General features: G+C 65.1%; 19 protein-coding genes. 11 read left to right on the forward strand and 8 right to left on the reverse strand.

What is annotated here, in order from left to right:
• The coding region (locus OG584_RS00005; protein ID WP_405773617.1) for a hypothetical protein at positions 1 to 272 on the forward strand (272 nt) is incomplete at its 5' end.
• A gap of 405 nt (positions 273 to 677) precedes the next feature.
• Here OG584_RS00005 and OG584_RS00010 read toward each other — a convergent pair.
• The gene (locus OG584_RS00010; RefSeq protein WP_405773619.1) at positions 678 to 1796 is read right to left on the reverse strand and encodes a GNAT family N-acetyltransferase; all 1119 of its coding nucleotides are present in this window, start codon (positions 1794 to 1796) and stop codon (positions 678 to 680) included.
• Positions 1789 to 3090 (reverse strand): acetyl-CoA carboxylase biotin carboxylase subunit family protein, encoded by a 1302-nt coding sequence (locus OG584_RS00015; protein ID WP_405773621.1) that lies wholly within the window; start codon positions 3088 to 3090, stop codon positions 1789 to 1791. The genes OG584_RS00010 and OG584_RS00015 overlap by 8 nt, the downstream gene beginning before the upstream one ends.
• 273 nt (positions 3091 to 3363) lie before the next feature.
• Between OG584_RS00015 and OG584_RS00020 the strand changes: the two genes are divergently transcribed.
• The 9 genes from OG584_RS00020 to OG584_RS00060 all read left to right on the forward strand — a co-directional run bounded on the left by OG584_RS00020 (position 3364) and on the right by OG584_RS00060 (position 14446).
• Entirely contained in the window at positions 3364 to 4620 is a 1257-nt protein-coding gene (locus OG584_RS00020; protein ID WP_405773623.1) for an MFS transporter, read from the forward strand.
• Positions 4621 to 5481 carry an alpha/beta fold hydrolase gene (locus OG584_RS00025; RefSeq protein WP_405773625.1) on the forward strand — a complete coding sequence of 287 codons (861 nt, stop codon included), beginning with the start codon at positions 4621 to 4623 and terminating at the stop codon, positions 5479 to 5481.
• 259 nt (positions 5482 to 5740) lie between these two features.
• The gene (locus OG584_RS00030; RefSeq protein WP_405773627.1) at positions 5741 to 6469 is read left to right on the forward strand and encodes a class I SAM-dependent methyltransferase; all 729 of its coding nucleotides are present in this window, start codon (positions 5741 to 5743) and stop codon (positions 6467 to 6469) included.
• An 11-nt stretch (positions 6470 to 6480) separates the two neighbouring features.
• Positions 6481 to 7767, forward strand: coding sequence for a peptide ligase PGM1-related protein (locus OG584_RS00035; RefSeq protein ID WP_405773628.1), 1287 nt, complete (start codon positions 6481 to 6483; stop codon positions 7765 to 7767).
• Between the two features lie 4 nt (positions 7768 to 7771).
• A complete protein-coding gene (locus OG584_RS00040) occupies positions 7772 to 8386 on the forward strand; it encodes an SET domain-containing protein (RefSeq protein ID WP_405773629.1) in 615 nt (204 codons plus the stop codon).
• Positions 8387 to 8468: 82 nt separating this feature from the next.
• Positions 8469 to 9872, forward strand: coding sequence for a KamA family radical SAM protein (locus OG584_RS00045; RefSeq protein WP_405773631.1), 1404 nt, complete (start codon positions 8469 to 8471; stop codon positions 9870 to 9872).
• Positions 9873 to 10029: 157 nt separating this feature from the next.
• Positions 10030 to 11352, forward strand: a complete 1323-nt coding sequence (locus tag OG584_RS00050; protein WP_405783802.1) for a lysine N(6)-hydroxylase/L-ornithine N(5)-oxygenase family protein — start codon at positions 10030 to 10032, stop codon at positions 11350 to 11352.
• A gap of 5 nt (positions 11353 to 11357) precedes the next feature.
• Positions 11358 to 12437: an NAD(P)/FAD-dependent oxidoreductase gene (locus tag OG584_RS00055; RefSeq protein ID WP_405773632.1), complete on the forward strand. Its 1080-nt coding sequence runs from the start codon at positions 11358 to 11360 to the stop codon at positions 12435 to 12437.
• Positions 12434 to 14446, forward strand: a complete 2013-nt coding sequence (locus OG584_RS00060; RefSeq protein ID WP_405773634.1) for a class I tRNA ligase family protein — start codon at positions 12434 to 12436, stop codon at positions 14444 to 14446. Before OG584_RS00055 ends, OG584_RS00060 begins: the two co-directional genes overlap by 4 nt.
• 521 nt (positions 14447 to 14967) lie before the next feature.
• Here OG584_RS00060 and OG584_RS00065 read toward each other — a convergent pair.
• A complete protein-coding gene (locus OG584_RS00065) occupies positions 14968 to 15345 on the reverse strand; it encodes a hypothetical protein (RefSeq protein WP_405773636.1) in 378 nt (125 codons plus the stop codon).
• Positions 15346 to 15507: 162 nt separating this feature from the next.
• The gene (locus tag OG584_RS00070; protein ID WP_405773638.1) at positions 15508 to 15768 is read right to left on the reverse strand and encodes a hypothetical protein; all 261 of its coding nucleotides are present in this window, start codon (positions 15766 to 15768) and stop codon (positions 15508 to 15510) included.
• Positions 15769 to 15845: 77 nt separating this feature from the next.
• Here OG584_RS00070 and OG584_RS00075 point away from each other — a divergent pair, with 77 nt between their 5' ends.
• Positions 15846 to 15977: a hypothetical protein gene (locus OG584_RS00075; RefSeq protein ID WP_405773640.1), complete on the forward strand. Its 132-nt coding sequence runs from the start codon at positions 15846 to 15848 to the stop codon at positions 15975 to 15977.
• A gap of 317 nt (positions 15978 to 16294) precedes the next feature.
• Here the strand turns inward: OG584_RS00075 and OG584_RS00080 are convergent, their stop codons facing one another.
• The 4 genes from OG584_RS00080 to OG584_RS00095 are packed head-to-tail and all read right to left on the reverse strand — an operon-like array spanning position 16295 to position 19516.
• Complete coding sequence (locus OG584_RS00080) at positions 16295 to 16678, reverse strand: hypothetical protein (protein ID WP_405773642.1); 384 nt, start codon at positions 16676 to 16678, stop codon at positions 16295 to 16297.
• A 2-nt stretch (positions 16679 to 16680) separates the two neighbouring features.
• Positions 16681 to 17238 carry a hypothetical protein gene (locus OG584_RS00085; RefSeq protein WP_405773644.1) on the reverse strand — a complete coding sequence of 186 codons (558 nt, stop codon included), beginning with the start codon at positions 17236 to 17238 and terminating at the stop codon, positions 16681 to 16683.
• Entirely contained in the window at positions 17238 to 18527 is a 1290-nt protein-coding gene (locus OG584_RS00090) for a hypothetical protein (protein ID WP_405773646.1), read from the reverse strand. The genes OG584_RS00085 and OG584_RS00090 overlap by 1 nt, the downstream gene beginning before the upstream one ends.
• 23 nt (positions 18528 to 18550) lie before the next feature.
• Positions 18551 to 19516 (reverse strand): type II toxin-antitoxin system prevent-host-death family antitoxin, encoded by a 966-nt coding sequence (locus OG584_RS00095; protein WP_405773648.1) that lies wholly within the window; start codon positions 19514 to 19516, stop codon positions 18551 to 18553.
• Positions 19517 to 19738 lie beyond the last annotated feature (222 nt).

The following is a 19738-nucleotide window of genomic DNA, read 5'->3' on the forward strand; positions in this document are numbered from 1 at the left end:
AGCCGAATGCGCGCAGCGCGCCTCGGGCTTCCCAGCCCGAAAAGCAAAATGCATTGCGACGCCTCCGGCGTCGTAATCGGGAAGGGGCCTCCGGCCCTTTTCTGGTGGAGAATTGCCGACCTCCGGTCGGCGAAAGAGAAATGACGGGCAATCAAATTCCGGAATGGGGTGGATGGTTGAATTCCGCCCTCGAATTCTCCGAATTCAAGGGCGGAATAGAATACGGAAAGAAGCACGGAAAGGAATCTACATTACTTCCATTCACTTCCTAGCTCCCTTGTGGGTCAAGCCTGTTGACCCACAAGAAAAACACCCTCCGGGCCAACACCTACCCCCACGACCCACCAGGTTTCCACAAATCGTGAATTTTAGAATATGCGCCACCCAGATGCCCCGGCAGAGTGTTTCTATACTTCAACCCGATCGACAGCGAAGCTCACGGCAGGTACTTGTTGCCGTGGCCCTTCTTGTCCTGGCTCCGCTCTCTGCGGCTGCACGGAAGGGCCACCCGGAGCCACGCGGCAGACTGCGAGGCCGGCCGCCAACACGCGGACCTGGCGGAACGGAACCCACTCGGCCATGGCAAAAGACTGTTGCGGCAGCCACTTCGTACGCGGAGGGTACGGTCTCCGGCCGCGGTACGCAGTGCCCGCCCGGTGACGGACTCCTTCCCGGGATCATGTCGGAAGAGACTGGATCGCCAGGCCTTCGACAACGGTTTTCGACTGTTCGGAGAGCGGCTTGAGGCAGAGGACCTGCGGCATGGCCTCAGTGCCTCGAAGGAGCTTGGCCTCGTCTGCGCTGATGCCGTACTCGAGCACTGTGGTGTCCGATGCCGAGCAGCCGTACGCGATGGGCAAGTGGTACCCGACCACGGAGTACATCGGCAGGCCGCGGCCGATGTCGTAGTCGAAGCCAGCGTGAAACCCGTACATGCGGTTCTCGTGGTGCAGCCACAGGCTCATCGCGAACTCCTGCCCACCGAGGGCTGCTGTGAACACGCGGGTTCGTGTGTTCTTCGCGATTGCCGAGAACCATCCCGTCAACTCCTCAAGCGTGGAAGCTTGGCCATATTTGCGTTCGAGAGTGTGGGCCAGTGTGGCGATCTGCTCCACATTGGAGTCGTCTAGCAAAGCTTGGCCAGTGACAGCTCCGGCATCGTCGAACTGTCGCAGTTCCTTCCGTATCCGCACCCTTCGGCGTGAGGGCAGGGCTGCGAGGTAGGCCTCGTGGCTCGGATAATCGCAGTCGAAGACATGCCGTGCCGGTGCTGAGAGTTCAAGGAAACCGGCCGCCCGGAGATCGGTGCGCAGTGCGGCGTCTGCCGCGTCAACGTACGGGAAGAAGACAGAGGCGCTGCCCCAATCCCGACCGGTGGCGACGGCGCGCGCGATGAGTTCACGGCGTGCCTCAGTGACAGCCGCTTCGGAGGCGCGGGGGGAGGAGAGGACCGTCGAGTTGAACCAACCGCCGCACATCAGGGAGGGCAGGAGCGCGCCGGCCAGCACGGCATCGGACATGCCATCCGCGCACGGCAGGGCGCGCAGCATCTTGTCGACGCGGCAGGTGTCGTCGTCGACCGTGCGGTCGAACTGCTGGAGAGTGACCCCCGCCAAGAGCTGAAGGTGGTCCTCCGCGACAAGACATGCGCTGGCCGCAGGGACCCAGGGTCCAGATCCGCTCTGTTCGACGGCGAGCCATGGAGGGGTGCAGAACAGGTCGGCCGAGCTGCACATCTCGGCCCAGGGAGCCAGTTCCCCGGCCTCCGTGAGCGACAGTATCCGGAGGCTACTCATGGTCGTCCCCGAGCCTGTCCACCCGCGCAGAATCCGTGAACCAGGCGCTGACTGCCCTCAGTTGGGACCGGGCGGTCGCCTCGCTCGGCGCGCGCACCAAGGCCTTGGCCACAAGGAGGTGCGAGGCTTGACGCATATCGCCGACGACCTCGTCCGCCTTGGCCCACAACTGGCCCTCGACCACGCCAGGTCTGGCCTTGATGAGCTCACGGGTCGGCAGGCTCCGGATGCGTCCGGGAGGCGTGGTGAGGTTCGCCCATCCGAAGGAGTCCTTGAGGGGTTCGCGAACGCTGAGCGAGGCGGGCGACGGGACACCGAGAACTGCCGCGGCCCACTCGTGGTACAGATCGACACCGTATTTGCCGCGCACGGCCTCCAGGATCATCCCTCCGCCTATGCGCCCCGCGCACTCGCTGAAGATCAGGTCACCAGCGTCGTGAAACGCCTCCAGGTGGAAGACACCGTCGGTGTGTCCCAGGGCGGCGAGTGCGCGCTCGGTCAGCCGAATGACGCCGTCGAATAGTTCGCGCTCTGCGTCCTCGTCCAGCGTGGCCGAAGCAATGAGGCGGCCGTGATGCACCTCGATGACATTGTGCAGGTACCGGCTTGCCGAGGCCACCAGGACGGTGCCGTCGCGGACCGCGCCGTCGACATGCAGCTCTTCGCCCGAGATGAACTTTTCGATCAGCCAAGGCCCCGCTGTGGCACCGGCCTCACGCCCGAAAGCCGCCAGTGCGTCAACGTCACCCTTCTCACCCTCCTCGTCCCTGATCACGCGTGTGTGTTGGGAGCCAGCCCCAGCAGGCGGCTTGATCACAAACGGGGTGGCGACCTCGCCGGAGCGCACGGCCATTCTGACGGCGTCGAGGTCGGCGAAGTGAGCGTAGTCGGCCGTCGGGATCCCGGCGGCACGTATCAGCCGTTTCTGGAACGCCTTGTCACGCAGAGCCAGCGCATCGTGCGCCGAGCCGGCCTGCTCGGAGACGAGGTGACTGAGAACCGCGGCCGTGACGATCGCGAACTCGTCCTCGGAGCAAACCGCCCGGAACCGATCCGGGGCAGAGGCTAATCCGGCCAGCGCCCCCAGGATGTCCTCCACGCATGTGTGGTCGCGGGCCACAGCCACCGCCCCCTCGAAACCCTCCTCGGCTGGCTTAAAGCGATCGGACGACGAGACCACGCAGGTGACCCTGCCACCAAATCCCTGCAGCGCCTCGATGGCCTCCCGCTGCCAGCCGAGGTAAAGAACATCGAGGTCAACAGTGTCTGGTTGGTGCGAGAACTTGTCAGTCACAGCACTCCTCTCCCTGTAGGAAATCGCTGGGGCGACCGCATCCGCGTTGTCCGAAAGCGCATGGATCAAATGTTTTGGACGAAGAAGAACCTGACGATCATTTCAGGCCAATGATCAAGGTTTCGGTGAGTCAGGAGCATCTAGGTATCGGCGCGTTGGCACGAGCGAGAAGAGGCTTGCATAGATCGCCTTGGTATGGCAATCTCGAGATCGTTTGGGGAATGTGAATCCGTTCGGCTTCAGGAGCTGCGACCTTCAGATGAGAACCACATCATGAAACCGATACCTCAGCTATTACATGATCAAGAAATCCCGGTCGTCACATATAGAAAAATCCTCACCAGCCGTAACGTTCCACAACTCCTGCTGGCTGCCTCCCTGTCCAGGTTGGCGCACGGCATGCTCCTGCTCGTCGTCGTTCTCTATTCAATAGCCGAGTTTGATTCCGCCGCCGTCGCGGGAATGAGTGGATTCTTCCTCACCCTTCCGGGATTTCTGATAAGCCCTATCGCGGGTGCTGTTCTGGACAGGTTCGGAGCGCTCCGTGCGGTTGCCATGGATACGGCGGCAAGCGCGGTATTGATCGGCGGAATCGGCGTCTTTTCTCTGGTCGGGAACCTGACTCCTGGGGTTCTCTACGTCTTGCTCGCACTGTTCTCGCTGACCAGCCCGCTGACCGACGGCGGAATCCGAACGCTGTTCCCGCAGTTCGTTCCCGACATCGCCTACGACAAGGCGAACGCCCTGGACCTGAGTACCTACTCGGCGATCGAGGTAGGCGGCCCCCTGGTCGCCGGCTCGCTCTTCGCGTGGGCAGGAGCCAACCCTGCCCTTTTCACTGTGGTCGGCCTGTACGCGCTGGCGACGCTGAGCCTCGCCCTGCTGCGCGGCGACCCCAAGCCTGCTCCCAAGGGCGAGCGGCAGCAACACCTGCTGCGCGCGGCGTGGGAAGGGATCACGTATCTGCTGCGCAATTCCACGCTGCGCGGACTCGCAGCCTCCTACTCCTTGTTCCAGGTGTCGTACGGGATGCTGATCCTCATCGTCCCGGTCGCGGTCACCGAGTGGGTGACGCCCGGAAGTTCGTCGGGCCGCTATGTCGGGCTGATCTGGGCCGTCGTGGGCCTTTGCGGAGGACTGGGAGCCCTGGCAGCTGGGAAGCTCGTGCGCTCAGGGGTGGAGCGCCGCTACATGGTGGGCGCGACCGCAGTGGCATCCGCCGCGATCTTCCCGATCAGCGCGCTGGGCTCGCTCGTGGCCCTCGGGGCCGGCCTCGCACTATTCGGCCTCATGGAAGGTACCGTCAATGTGAGTCTGCTCTCCTTGCGGCAGCGGCGTACGGACCCGGGGTGGATCGGCCGCATCATGACGGTGTCCATCAGCGTCAATCTGATCGGATTCCCTGTCGGAACCGCCCTGGGGGGATTCCTGGTCGGCGCCACCACGCCGGCCAAGGCTCTCGCGGTCGCGGCAGCTCTCACCTTGGCCTCTGCGGTGTGCGCGCGCCTTCTTGTCCCCAAGGAGGCATGAATGGTGATGCAGTTGACTGACACCAGGCACGGCAATGGCCCCTTGTTGGTGTGCCAACCGGGGGGGCCAGGGATGCACCCCGGCTATTTGGAGCCGTTGGCCGATCTGGCGGCCCACCACACGGTGGCGCTGGTCCACCCGCGCGGAACGGGTGACAGTCCACGGCCCAGCGATCGAGGAGCCTATTCCCTGGAAGAGTACGCGGACGACCTGAGCGCCTGGATCGAGCGAGAGGCGAACGGAGAACCCGTCGATCTCCTGGGGCACTCGCACGGTGGGGCGGTCGCCTCGCTGGTTGCCGCCCGTGATCCGCGCCTGGTGAGGAGCCTCGTACTTTTAGGGACACCGGCCTACGGCGGCGACGAGGCTGAGGACATGGCAGAGGCCTTCCAACGTGCGCGACTGTCCGAGCCCGAGGTGGCGGAAGCCTTGGCGGTTCTGGGGGCTCAGGGGGAAGAGTATCCCCCGGACGATGCCGCCCTCGGTCGGCTCATCGCTGCAGTCATCCCCCTCTGGGTGGGTCCGATGTCGGCACGAACCAGGTCCTGGCAGTCACATCTCGCCCGGCGGCCTGCGAATATCGACGCGCTTCGCTATTTTAATGAATCGGTATTCCCATCACTGGAGGAGGAGATGAGCCATTTAGGAAAAGTGGCCTGCCCTACTCTAGCCATAGGCGGAGAACTCGACGGCTGGGCGGGTCCGGACCATCTCGGCCGACTCACGCAAGCCATCCAAGACTGCCGAACCGAAGTCATACCCGGGTCGGGGCACATGTGCCACGTCGATGCGACTCAAACTGTGGTGACGTTAGTCGATAAATTCTTGCAGGAAAGCAGAGCACATGAAAATCTCATGTGAGCTGGGTGGGGCAGCACGTGTACGTTATTCAAAACTCACTCCACGCCCATCAGCTGAGGCATGCCTTCTTTTTCTTCGCGTCTGTATCGACGCCCAGGCCGGCCGTTCGATCGCGCCATGGTGCCGCACCCGATGACACATCTCTCGCCCTCCCATTCACAACGGCTGTTCTCGCTTCGAGGACCATGCCGCAGTTCGTCGCCCACTCGAACAATGGACACAATGCCACGTTCACGAAAACAAGACGGAAGGAAGTAAATTGAGCTTGCAACAGGATTGGGAAGAACAGGATTCTAGCGAATTCATCGAATTTGGTGAATATTTCGTTCCTGAGCGACAGACGCAAATCGATGTGGTGACCTCCCTGATCCCCGAGCAGCAGGCACCGTTCGAGATACTCGATCTGTGTTGCGGCCAGGGCCGACTGAGCGAGGGGCTGATCAAGGCCTTCCCTCAGGCCACCGTGGTCGGGATGGACCTCAGCCCCACTATGCTGGGCGTCGCACGACGGGAGCTGTCGGCCTACGAAAAGCAATTCCGCACCGAACAGTTCGACCTCGCGGAAAAGGCCTGGCGAACACGCGACGAGGCACCGGCCGCCGTGGTCTCGTCGCTGGCAGTCCACCACCTGGACGGGGAAGGAAAGCAGGAGCTCTTCGGCGACGTGTTCGAAATGCTCCGCCCGGGTGGAGTTCTGGTGATCGCTGACTTGATCCAGCCAGTAGGCGAACGCGGCGTCGCGCTCACGCGTCGGATGTGGAACGAAGCCGTCAAGGAACAGGGCCTCGCCGGAACCGGGAGCCTGGAGCCGTACGAGAAGTTCCACACCCTTGAGTGGAGCTGCTACGAGTACCCGGACGATCTCGACAAGCCATCCCCGATCTTCGATCAGCTCAGTTGGCTGCGTGACGCGGGATTCAGCGAAGTCGATGTCCACTGGCTGAAAGCGGGCCACGCCATTTACGGCGGCCTGAAGCCCGGAAAGTGAGGACAACCATCGTGCAGCGACCCTACCCCTTGCTGGTCTTCGGTAACTTCGTCAACGAACTGATGGTCACCGTGCCGGTGCACCGGCACGCCGACGCCTTGGTCGCCGTCTCCCCGCGCAAGGTCTGGCTGACCCAGCCGGGCGATGTCCTGGTGACGCCCAGGGCCATGTCGGAGCCCCTGCGTGACTATGCCTGCGACCTGCTCGGATTCTCGGCGACCGACGTAACGTTTCTGCACGCGCCTACCGACGGCCTGGCGACGCTGACCGAAGCGGTCCGCCGCAACGGCCTCGTGGACAGGCTGCGTTCGGAAGCGCAGCAACGGCCAGGCATACGCTTCCAGGCCTTCGCCCAGGACCGCCCCGCCATCGAACTCGCCGCCGAGATCGGCGTTCCTGTGGAGGGCTACCCCGTCGAGGGAGTTCCCGCCACCGCGGTGGCAGCTGCCTACCGGATCAACACCAAGCCCGGCTTCCGGGAGCTCGCGGGCAAACTGGGCATCAGGGTCCCCCACGGGTTCAGCTGTGGCACTCCGGCCGAGCTGGCTGCCGCCCTGCGGGATGTACTGACCGACAAGGGCGCCGCGGTCACGAAGCTGGCCCGGGGGTCCAACGGGTACGGGGTGGCCTTCTGGGAGGCCGGCGACCTGCCCGACCTCGACGCCAAACTCGCCGCGTACCTGTTGTCGGTAGCCGACCAGCCTCCGGGCTGGGTCGTCGAGGAGCGACTCGACTTCGTCCGTATCGTCACCGTGGAGATGGAGGTGGACGAGAACGGGCCGCGCGTGATGCACGTTGGAGAGATGAGAACCCCAAACGGCAGCTTCAGTGGTCAGATCACACCCCTGGTCGCGAGCACTTCGGCGGTGAAGGAACTGGTCGAAGGCGGGCTCGCGCTGGGCCGCCACCTGCATCAGGTCGGCTACTGGGGACCATTCGACGTCGATGGTGGGATCACTGCCGACGATGTCCTCTACTCCACCGAGAGTAACCTCCGCAAGACCGGCTGCACCTACCTGGACCTCCTAGTCAAGCGGCTCCTCGGAGAGGAGCGGGCCGCGGACGCCGTGTGGATCGCCGACTCCAGGGTCGGCGGCGTGGAACGGGAGTTCGCCGCCGGAGTCGCGCGAGTGCGGCAGGCAGGTCTGAGCTTCGAGACAGGTTCGGACGAGGGAGTCGTCATCACCTCGGACACCCTCGCCTTCGACGGCAAGTGGCGCTATCTGATCCTCGGAAAGAGCCACCGCAGGGTGGAAGAGCTGGAATCCGGTCTGGTCGATGCGCTGAAACTCTCGTGACCCCGTGCTGACCAAAGGAATCGACGTACGCGCGAGTCGTACGCACAACGTGGGGTTGTTCGCCACCGAGCCCATTCCAATCGGGACGGCTATCTGGAACCCGTGCGTCAAGTGCTCACGATGGTCCAAAGAGGAGGTCGCGGCGCTGCCCGAGGCGCGCTTCGCGGCACTCGACATCTACGGGCATCTCCTGTCGGACGGCAGCCTGTTACTGCCGTGCCTGGGCGCCTACCTGATGAACCACTCTTGCGAGGCCAACGTCCTTGACACGGGCCTCGACTTCGGTGTGGCTGTCCGGGACATCGCAGCCGGTGAGGAGGTTACGTGTGACTACGCGACCTTCACCGAGGACGGCGGCTGGAGCATGGAATGCCGATGCCACAGCCCGCGCTGCCGACACCTGATCACCACGGAGCAGGGCGGTGACCTGATGATCAGAAGCCGCTGGCGCGGGCAGGTGGAGAGCGCGCTGCGGCATGCCGCCGAAGTAGATCAGCCGCTGCACGACGTGCTCGTCGAACTGAGCGAGCCCTACCGCCGCGTACTGAAAGGGATGACCTCGTTGGAGCAGGTGTCCACCGGTGCCAGTGTCTGTGCGCCGGCCTTCGCATCGCCGTGAACTCGGTCCGGGCCTGCGGCGGCGGTTCTCCGCCGCGGGCCCGCCGATTGTCACCGATATGAAGCCCACTGAGAGGATTCGCATGTCTGACGGCCCTCAGCAGCCCTATTCCTACCGCCAGCACGAAGCCAACGAACCCGACCAGCGTCGCTTCCCCGGGTGGCGTGGCGTGACCGATGACGAATGGAACTCCCCCCAGTGGCAGCGCGCCCACTGCGTCAAGAACCTCCGCCAGCTGCGCGACGTCACCGGTGACCTGCTGGGTGACACCTTCTTCGCCGACTTGGAGCGCGACCAGAGCGAGCGCGCGACGATGTCCCTGCTCATCACCCCGCACATGATCAACACCATGGCGCATGACACGAAAGCGGACGGGGCCGGAAGCCTGACCGACGCTTTCTACACCGATCCGGTCCGCCGCTATATGCTGCCGGTCTTCTCCGACCGCCGGACGGACTTCCCTTCCCACCCGTATGCCGAGCGGGATTCGCTGCACGAGCGCGACATGTGGGCCACCGAGGGCCTGACCCATCGCTATCCCACCAAGGTTCTAGTGGAGCTGGTATCCACCTGCCCCCAGTATTGCGGGCATTGCACCCGAATGGATCTTGTAGGTAACTCCACTCCACAGGTCAGCAAGACCACGTTCGCGCTGAAGCCCGAAGCCCGACTCCAGGCCATGATCGATTATCTGCAGACGACTCCAGTCGTCCGAGACGTCGTCGTCTCCGGCGGCGACGTCGCCAACGTTCCCTGGCCCCGTCTCGAATCATTCGTCAACGCGCTGATGGAGATCGACTCCATTCGCGACATACGGCTGGCGAGCAAGGCATTGATCGGATTACCGCAGTACTGGATGGACGCCAAGGTGCTGGCCGGTGTCGCAAGACTGACCGCCACAGCCCGCTCGCGTGGAGTACAGATCTCGCTGCACACCCATGCCAATGCCTCGCAGCAGGTCACGAAGAGCGTTTCCCAGGCCTCGAATTTGCTGCTGGACGCCGGTCTGCGCGACATCCGTAATCAGGCGGTGCTGCTGCGCACGGTGAACGACAGCCCCACGGCGCTCCTCGACCTGTGCTTCGCCCTGCTCGACAGTGCAGCGATCATGCCCTACTACTTCTATACCTGCGACATGATCCCGTACAGCGAGCACTGGCGGACCTCGGTCGCGGAAGCTCAGGACCTGCAGCACGCGATCATGGGGTATCTACCCGGTTTCGCGACCCCGCGCATTGTCTGCGACGTTCCGTTCGTCGGAAAGCGCTGGGTCCACCAGCTCGCCGACTACGACCGGGTGCACGGGATCTCGTACTGGTCGAAGAACTACCGCACCACACTCGACCAAGGCGACGCCGACGGTCTGACCCGGCTTCACGAGTACTACGACCCCATCTACACCCTTCCGCCCGAAGGCCAGGAGTGGTGGCAATCGCACGTCCACAGTGTCCCTTCTCCCCGACCCCGCTTCTCCGCAGCACATTGACGTTGCCGCGTGCCACGTCGCGGTGGCTGGACGACCGGCCGGCCCTTCCGGGCGATCACTGAAGTCTGCCCATGTACCGAGATAGTCACCTCCTACCCCGGCCCGCCGGCAGGAGCCAATGATCGGTTCATCGTCACTCGAAAGAAGAGGTTCGGATATGGGGCATGAAAATCCAAACCACCCTTTGGCGCACTACCGGTGTGTCGGGGTTGGAGTGGGTCCGGCGAACCTGAGCCTGGCATCGCTCCTCCACGGACACGCCGAAGTGTCCAACCTTTTCCTCGATCGGAAAGCGGCCTTCGGCTGGCACGACGGACAACAGATGCCTGGCGCAACCCTCCAGGTGTCTCTGTTCAAAGACCTGGTCAGCCTTGCGGATCCGACGAATCCCTTCTCGTTTCTCGCGTATCTGCACGACCAGGGGCGCCTCTACCACTTTCTCAACGCGGACTTCTCCGCCGTGCCGCGGCAGGAGTTCCGCAACTACCTGGCCTGGGCCTGCGCGCGTAACTCCAACATCGTCTTCGGCGAGGAAGTGCATGAGGTCGGCTTCGAAGGCGTCTTCCGAATACGCACCGGCTGCCGCACTGTGACCGCCGACAACATAGTGCTTGGAGTCGGAAGCCGTCCGTTCGTGCCGCCTCATGCGCGGCCACAACTGGGGCCTACCCAGTACCACGTGAGCGAATTTATGGACTTAGCGCGTGATCTCGGCGGCAAGCGGGTCGTAGTGATCGGCGGAGGTCAGTCGGGCGCGGAAGCCTTCCTGGATCTCATTTCCCGCACCGCCGCCGAACTGCCCCGGCGGGTCGTGTGGGTCTCGCGTCGCCGGAACTACTTCCCGATCGACGACTCACCGTTCACCAACGACTTCTACATGCCGTCCCACTCCGACTACTTCTACAACCTACCCAGCGACGCCCGCAAAGTGTTCAACGAGCGTCAACTCCTGAGCAGCGACGGGATCTCCGAGGAGACCCTCCGGTCGATCTACCAGCGGCTGTACGTTCACCGGTTCATCAACGGGCTGCCGGATCTGGTCGGCCTCTACCCCAACCGCGAGGTGACCGAGGTGAGCCGGGGCATCGTCTGCGCATGGGACATCGCGACCCGGCACAACGACCAACCGGGCGAAGTGGAGCACCACGAGGCGGATGTCATCATCTGGGCGACGGGCTACAGTCCCGCAGCGACGGACTTCCTCGCCCCGATCGCCGACAGGCTGGAGCGCGAGGACGGCGAGCTCCGTGTCGACCAGGACTTCGCCGTGCGCTGGGACGGGCCGTCCCACCACAGCATCTTCGTCCAGAACGGCGCACGGCAACAGCGTGGCCTCGCCGATCCCAACCTCAGCCTGAACGCCTGGCGCAGTCAACGCATAGCCGACCGGGTGCGCGGAGTGCGCAGCGATGAGCAGCTCGCGTCCTTCATCGAGTGGTCGACGAAGGACACCGCCGATAACTCATGGGTGATGGGATGATGACCGTGGCGAGTAAGAACCTGGACGTGGACGTCGCGGTCGTCGGGGCCGGAGTTATCGGTTGCATGACCGCACGCGAGATCCTGGCTCGCAGCCCCGGTACTTCGGTCATGGTCTTGGACCGGGACATGACCGGCTCCGGTGCCACTCGGCGCTCGGCGGGGCTGCACTTCCCCCGCGGCGCTGTCGAGCGAGTACGTCGTATGTCCGCCTACAGCCAGGACTACTACGCGAAGCTGTTGGCGCTCCATCCTGACCTGCCCGTCCATCCGCTGCCCATGACCGTGATCGCAGCCGAAGCGAGCGGGGCAGCACTGCGCGGTGTGTATCTCGACAGCGCACAGCTAAGGCGCTCCACACCGGATCCGGACGGTCGGATCCGGATTCCTCCGGGCTCCGCGGCCTGGCAGGGCGAAGGCTGCCAGTACGCCGACGTGCACGCTCTCACGCAGTTCCTCAGCCGACGGCTGCGAGGGCCGGTCTCCGTACGGGAAAGCGTGCGAGTAGACGAGGTACGGCCCGAGCAGGACGCCGTCGTGCTGCGCCTGGGCACCGGCGAGACCGTGACCGCCGGCCGGGCCGTGCTCGCACCGGGGCCATGGCTCGCTGCTCCCGCCTGGAAGGACCTCGTCGCGCCGTTGAACGCCCGGGTGAAGAAGGTCGTGGCGATGCACATCGGCGTCCGGCCCGGGAAGGACGACCACGCGATCGTCCTCCACGACGAGGACGCCTTCCTGCTGCCCCGTTACAACGAGGGCCGCTGGCTGTTCAGCTACACCTGCCAGGAGTGGGACGTCGACCCGGAGAGCGTCGCGGACGGGCTGTCCCGGGAGAACCTGAGCGAGGCGCGGGCCGTCCTGGGCCGTTACGCGCCCGGCCTCGTCGAGCACTGTGTGTCCGGGCGGGTCTTCTGCGACGCCTTCAGCCCCGGCGGCGCGCCCTTGGTGACTTCCCTCGACGGCCACGGGCGTCTGGTGTTCGCGGGTGCGGCCAACGGCTCGGGCTACCGGCTCGCCCCTGCCATCGCGGCGGAGGCGGTAGGCCTCCTCAATCTTCCCCACCACGGAGAGAAGGACCAGTCGTGATCATCAACACGTACGACCCTGAAGCGCTGCACTCGGCCTTCGGTATCGAGATGAGCAGCATCGAGGGGCTCGGGGTGGGCGCCGGCTGGGGCAGGGTCGCCCCGGGCCGCAGCTCAGACAGCCATCACCATGACGAGACCGAGTTCTTCGCCATCATCGCGGGACGCGGCGAGTTCGTCGTCGACGGGGAGCGGTCTCCCGCGGAACCCGGCACGGTCGCGTTGTTCGAACCCTTCGAATCCCATGTGCTGCATAACACCGGTGCTACGGACCTCATCTTCCTAACGCAGTACTGGCGGGACGCGGGCCGAGCGCTCAGGTCGGCGGGTTCGGCCGAGCGTAAGGGCTTCGGGGACCGGCCGATCTTCGTCTTTTCCACGCCGCCAACACCCAACGGGGACCTGCACCTCGGGCACCTCTCCGGGCCATACCTCGGCGCCGACGCCTATGTGCGCTTCCAGCGCCTGAACGGTTTCCAGGCGTGGCACCTCACCGGCAGTGACGACTTCCAGAGCTATGTGCTCGGTGCCGCGCGCGCGGAGAGCCGAAATGCGGCGGAGACGGCAGCACAATATAGCGCCGAAATAGCCGAGACGTTGCTACTCATGGACATCCCGTTGGACCAGTACACCGTGACAAGCACGGACGAGGCGTATCCCGCGAGACTGCGGCAGTTCTTCTCCAGCCTGGTCGCCTCGGGCTCGGTGACCGTCGCGAAAGGCGAGGCGCTCTTCGACTCCGAGACGGGCCAGTACCTCTACGAGGCCGATGTCAGCGGCGGCTGCCCGTATTGCCCCTCCAGCACGAGTGGGAACATCTGTGAGGAGTGCGGCGAACCGAATCTCGTCGTGGATCTGAAGAATCCGACGTCGGGAGGGTCGACGGCTGCACCCGACCGTGCCGCCATCGACCGGTTCACCCTGCCCTTGCACGAGTTCCGTGAGGTTGTCCGCGAGCATCACCGTCTAGGCCGTGTCCCGGCCCGGCTCGGCGAATTCGCGAACCGGGTCTTCGACCGGCCACGCTTCGACCTCCCCGTTACCCACCCGTCCTCCTGGGGAGTAGCACCCGCTGAAAGTTCCATCGGGGGGCAGGTGATTTGGGTATGGCCGGAAATGTCGTACGGATTCCTGCACGGCATCGAGGCTCTGGGCGGGCGGCTCGGCCGGGACTGGAACGCTCTGGCTCCGCGCGAGAGCTGGAAGATCGTGCACTTCTTCGGCTACGACAACAGCTTCTACCATTCGGTGCTCTATCCCGTGCTTTACAAACTGGCCTTCCCGGACTGGGTACCGGACATCGACTACCACGTCAATGAGTTCTACCTGCTGGAAGGCCGCAAGTTCTCCACCAGCCGTAGGCACGCCATCTGGGGCAAGGACATCCTCGGCCCGGACAGCGTCGACGCCGTCCGCTACTTCCTCTCCAGTACCCGACCCGAGGGGCAGCGGACCAACTTCGAGCTCGCCGCTTACGAATCGGTGCTCCGGAACACTCTCATAGGAACCTGGCAGAAGTGGCTGAACGACCTGGGGCACCGCATCGACCAGCGCCATGGCGGCATCGCACCGGACGCGGGCAACTGGACACCGGAGCATTCGGCCTTCCTGGGCCGCCTGGGCACCCGGTTGGCCGCGCTCACCGGAAGCCTCAGCCCCGATGGGTTCTCCCTTCGGGAGGCAGCCGCAGAACTCAACGCCCTCGTCGAAGACGTGGTGCGCTTCGGCCAGGCGGCCAACCTGCTGGCCCGCAGTGCGGCCTGGGAGGACGAGAGCCGTACAGCCATCGCTCTCGAACTCGCCGCGGCCCGTCTGCTCGCGGTCACGGCAGCCCCGGTCATGCCTCGCTTCGCGTCCCGTCTCGCTGACGCGCTCGGCCTTCCCGAGCCCGCCGAATGGCCCAGGACGGTCGAACTTCTCACCCCGGGAAGCAAGGTCCGGCTGTCGTCGACGGTCTTCTTCCGAACGACGGTCATCGCCGCTGATCACGCGGAAGCGAACGGGCTTTGACCTCGGGACCAAGGTATGGCGGACGAACGATCGCAGCAACTGCCCGGCCGGGGCCGTCGGCTCGACCCGCCCAGGCTCACCGCCACCCGGCGCGGTGGGCCGCCCCGCTCAGCGGGTGGCCGCCGAGTAAACGGGTGGCCGGGGCCGGACTCACACGCGAAGGTGAACAGTACGGGTCGAGATCCAGCCCAACCCGATCCCCGGCGACGACGAAGAAGGCGACCTCTACGCCGACGAACACCCCACCTTTCAGGTGTTGTTGCTGACGACCACTTCAGCCACCAGCCCCGCCCTGCGAGGTCAGCTGGAGTCCATCGAAGGGCTCGTCCACCTGAAGCACGAGTCATGGTGAACGGCTACTGATCCACAGATTTTGACAATTGCTCAGACCACGCTCACCTTGGCGCAGCATGCGATCGTCGCCGACTGGACCACCGCCCTGGACAGCCTCGGCCTCACGTAGAGCGTCGCCGGCCCGCATCGTGAGCAGCTATACCGATGCCGTCTTCAACGTCATCTTCTTAGTCGCTGCTGTCTTCTTGTTCCAGGGCGTCAGCCTTGGCACGGAGCTTAGCGGCCTTGCGGCCCTTGCCCTTGCTCTCGTACATGTCAGCGTTGCGTCGCAGGTTGCGCGCCATCCCAGTGGGGTCAAGGGCGGTCAGGTTCTTGCCCGAGCCACCCTTGGGAGCCTTGGCCGTCCCCACCGCATTCAGGTTGGTAACAACCTTGTTAGCGGCCGCTACAGCCTGCTTGTGAGTGAACGCATGACCGGACTTGATGATCCGGCCAGTCTCTGAGTCGGTCACCGTAAAAGTGAAGCCGTTCGGGGTCTGTGTCTTACCGACCAGGAAGCCGGTAGACCGGAAGCTCTGGACAACGTCAATGCTGTAGCGGCTCACTTACTTACTCCCAGTCGGTGGCAGTCAGACGGCTTCTGCCTGAGCGGTGATGAGGGCGGCACGCTTGCTTGCCGCCTTGGCGTCCCTGAATGAGTTCCATGACCTTTCCCCCGTCGGCGCGCACTCCGATGCCGGCGCGGTGGCAGTTCCAGACCTTCGCGGTCACCCTCTCCCCCACGGCCGCACCGTTGTCGTCTTGCAGTGGCTCCCGGCCACTCCGCCGAGGGTGGTCATCAGAGCGCCGGCCAGGTGGAGTTCGACGTCGCGGATCATCACCTCGGCATCGGAGGCGCGGATTTCGTCGGGCCAGAAGCAATCCGGGCATGGCGATGACCTCGTCGACGCCGCGGAGCATGACCAGGCCCCGCCGTGGCGCAGTATGCCCACCCTCCGGCTGCGCTTGAGGACCTCGCGCAGCAGCACGTACGGCTGGTAGCGGATGCTCCGTTGGCGACCCGGCAGTAGGCGGTGTCCATCTGGAGGGGGTCGACCCAGGCAACGTGGCCGAACGCGACGATCTCGCCGATCTCGATGGTCTTCGTGGTCGGGAGCGGCAGAGCGGCAAGGTCCTGGTCGGTGATGGGGATGAGGGTGCCATCGGCGTCCTCATAGTCCTTGCCGATCTCGGCTGACAGGATCTCCAGCTCGTCCAGTTCGCGGACCTTCTTGTAATGGAACCCACGGTGACTCCCCTGCGAGTGAGTCCGCTTTGTCATTAATAGTACGACTCTCGTCGCATGTCGACTGCTGGTGAGGCAGAGGTTGAGTTCGACGGCCATCGACTGGTGATCTTCCGGGATGAGGGCCACACCCTGTCCTCCCCGATGCCATAGCCGAATCCCCGTTGCCACTGACGACGCAGGCATCCAGGTGCTCCAGCTCGTTGCGCACACCGGTCACTGGGAGCCGGCTGCCGCCCGCCCCGTCCCGAAATGGGCGCGGCCAACGTTCACCTGGCGTCCGGGCCAGGAGCTCGCGGCGAACGCTCGCTCTGCGGCAGACCGTCGATGACCAGGGCGTCGAGCCCGCCCGAGCGGGGCCGGTCGTCGCTCCCGGACCTCGGATCTCGAATCTCGACCAGCTTGTCGCGGCGTACAGCGGGGATGCCGCATTTCGGGATCAACTCGACCTCGAAGCCAACGGCCAGTGAAAGAAGAAGAGGATCGGCCGGTTCAACCGTCTGGATCCCGAAGGACCTTCTCCCGGAACTCGCGCAGCCTGGGCACGCGACAGCAGGATGGGCGTTCAGCTCGCCAAGAAACACCGTACCCGACAGCACTGACAGTGTGACGAGCTTGGGATCCTTCCTGGCACCGACGCCCTGAAGCACCACCGTCAGGTGATGTTGTACGAAGACCCCGAGAACTCCCACCCATCGGTGCCCTCACCGATGTCTTCGACGACCACGTCGTTGATGAAGCAGTCTTCGAATTCCTCGTCCGTGAGGACTCCTGCAAGCCACTTGGTCTCGATGGCATCCCAGTTGCCGTTGCGGCCGTCGATCCGCAGCGGTGCGGTGCCATCCGCTCCGCGGTCGCGTTCGTCGGCTCCGGTCTTCACCACTCCCCTGATCTCGAACTGGTTGTCCTTGAAACTCTGCGGGACAGGGGTGGGAGGGATCGTCGCTACGGCCTCGTACGCCCTGGCGATGATCGTCCGGTAGGAGGACCGCACCTGATACTCCTCATCAGCCAGCCAACTCGCCAAGGTGCGGGGCTTCACCGTAAGGCCGGCCGCTTCAAGCGCCGCATACCCGCGGGCAGTGGACGTGAGCTGAACCAGCTGGGCATGCCAGGACTTCGCCCGGTAGGACTTCAACCGGTCCCCGGGGTGAGCGCCGTGCGCCCGCAGGAGAGCGTTCAGAGCGGCGCCGAGATTGTCTCCCCATGCCATCAGACGTCATCCCCCTCGGTCTTGATCTTGACCTCGCCGAAGCCGGTGCCGACCTTGTACGGGGCGGGGGCGGTCACGTCGGAGGTGAAGAAGACCGCTTCGTCGACGTTGCGCAGGGCAACGAGGGTCGCGCCCGCCTGGACGGCCCGCCAGGCGGTGGCCCAGTGGCGTACGGAGGCCTCCGCAACCAGGCTCATGCGCCAATCCGGGCGCCAGAACGGGGAGATGACCTTCTCACCCTTGGGCCAGATCAGACGCAGCCCGATCGACAGACGCCGCTTGTACTCCACGTACGGCTCCCCACCCCCGGCGGCGAGCAGTTCGGTGCGGGCGTCCTTCGCTGCTTGGTAGAAGGGCTTGAAGAGCGACTCGTTCAGCCGGCCGGTCCACGAGTCGTGGATGGTCAGGGGCTCGGTGATAAGTCCTTGGCGGATCAGCTTCTCCAAGTGCTTCAGGTGCGGGGTCGTGACCCAGGCGCGCCCGTCTTCGTCCATGCGGTCGGCGATGCGGCCCAGCGGGTGCGGCATCTCGGCATGGTTCCATGCGGGCACGGTGATCTGGAACGCTCCCGCCTGGTCATTGGCACGCGCCTCGAGCGGCCCGGTGTGATGAAGAATATTCGGCGCCAGCGGGACGGCCGAACAGGCGGACGGATAGGAGCCGTTGCGGTCGATCGTCAGGAGCTGCCCGGCGCCGAAGCTGTCGGGCACGATCAGCTCATCGCGCTTCCCGCCCCGTGTACGCACACGTTCCACCTCGGGGTGCACCCAGCGCGGCTCCCCGTCCATGACCTCACTGAACAGCGTCCACGGCGCACCCTCGCGCAGATCCTTACGGATCACCCTCACCGGGTGCATCTTCGAGTGCTCGTCCGCGCACGCCCGCAGAATGGCCAGAGCCGGGAAGACCGTCCCCTTCTCCGCCACCTCCGGCTCCACCCCCATCTCCGCATCGGAAACCTCCCCCGACGCGAGCACCTGCTCAGCGACGACCGCATCATTCTCCGCGGGCGGCGCCCCGGGACGTCCGGTGGGCTGGACCGCGGCGGGACGGGAAGCGGAAGGCGCCGGGGCGGGAGCCGTACCGAGGTCGGCGAAACGGGTGTAAGGCAGCTCCGCGCGCAGCTCAACCGTCGCCAGGGGCCCGAAGTCGCGTTCGCTGACGACCACTTGAGCGCGCTCGCCACGGCGGGTCAGGGTGAGGGTGACGTCGGGGTCCAGCGCGGCGACAGCCGCCGGATCGTCGGTGTCGAACGCGGCGAGGACCGGCACCTGCAGGCTGCGGGCCAAATGCGCCAGAGCCCGGGCCGCATCTACGACGGCGGGGCCCGAGAGGGGGTGTGGGGGTCAGCGGCATACTGCAGACGGTCCACGACCACCAGGGCCAGGTCCTCGATATAGGGGGCGCTCTCCGCGATCGTCTGGGCGGTGAGGTCCTCGCCGTGGTCGAAGAACAGACGGGCCTGGGTCAGCCGCTGGGAGACCTCCCCGACCGCCACCCGCTCGGGGCCGGTCAACTCCCCGGCGCGCAACCGCTGGTAGTCGACCCCCGCCTCGGCGGCGATCATCCGCCGTGCCGCATCCTCATGCTTGAGACCCGACGCCGCGTACAGCACCGGGCGCCCCAGGGTCAGAGCGGTATGCCGTGCGGCCCCGGTGGCCAGCAGCGAGCCGCCCGCGCCGGGCGCTGCCGCGATCACCACGAGATGACCCGGCTGCAGACCACCGGTCGCCGCATCCAAGGCCGTGAGACCGTACATGACGGGCGGTGCCGCAGTGGCGGCGAGCACACCGTCTACGACATCGCCGAGCGAGGCGAGCCTGCGCGGGCGCACCGGCCCAGCCGAGGCGCTGCGGGCGCTGGGCAAGGGGACCTCTTCCTGGGGACCGGCGGGCACGGGTTCAGTTGTCTCGGGGGCAGGCGCGGTGCTGGTGGCGGCGAGTTGCCCGTCGGTCACGGGGAGGAGGACTGCGACGGGGGTGCTGCGGCGCAGCAGCACCTGGGGGTTGCCTGCAGCTGCGTCCGCCACCAGGTCGCCGAGTTTCTTCTGGGCGGCGGTCAGGGTGTGGGAGGCCAGGCCCGACTCCTTGTACTGGGCGGCGGGAAGGCGCTGCAGCGGTGCCAGTTCGGCGAGTTGGCGGCGGCGGCGGATCACGGTGGTCCGGCCTTCTTCCGCGTCCTTCACGAGCTGGTACAGCGCGGTACGGGCATCGTCCACACTGAGCGGAACGTTCCGCGCCACCGTCACACCGCCGTCGGCTACCTGGTCCTCCGCCATCCCAACCCCCTACCCAACCCACAACACCAAGACATAAGAAACCTAGCTCATACTCACCAGAAAAGAGCTTTCATTCCATAAGGTTGACCGGATTGGGTGAATATAGCCACATGGTTCAAGCGTCAAGCGGGCACTCGCTGGGCGCGCCTACGGGTGACATCGTGAACACGGCCGTCGCCACCTTGCGAGGTGCGCTTAGTGGGACCCGGCGCCCCGGGGCCG

This window comes from Streptomyces sp. NBC_00859 (assembly GCF_045161865.1).
In the GTDB taxonomy this organism is placed as follows: domain Bacteria; phylum Actinomycetota; class Actinomycetes; order Streptomycetales; family Streptomycetaceae; genus Streptomyces.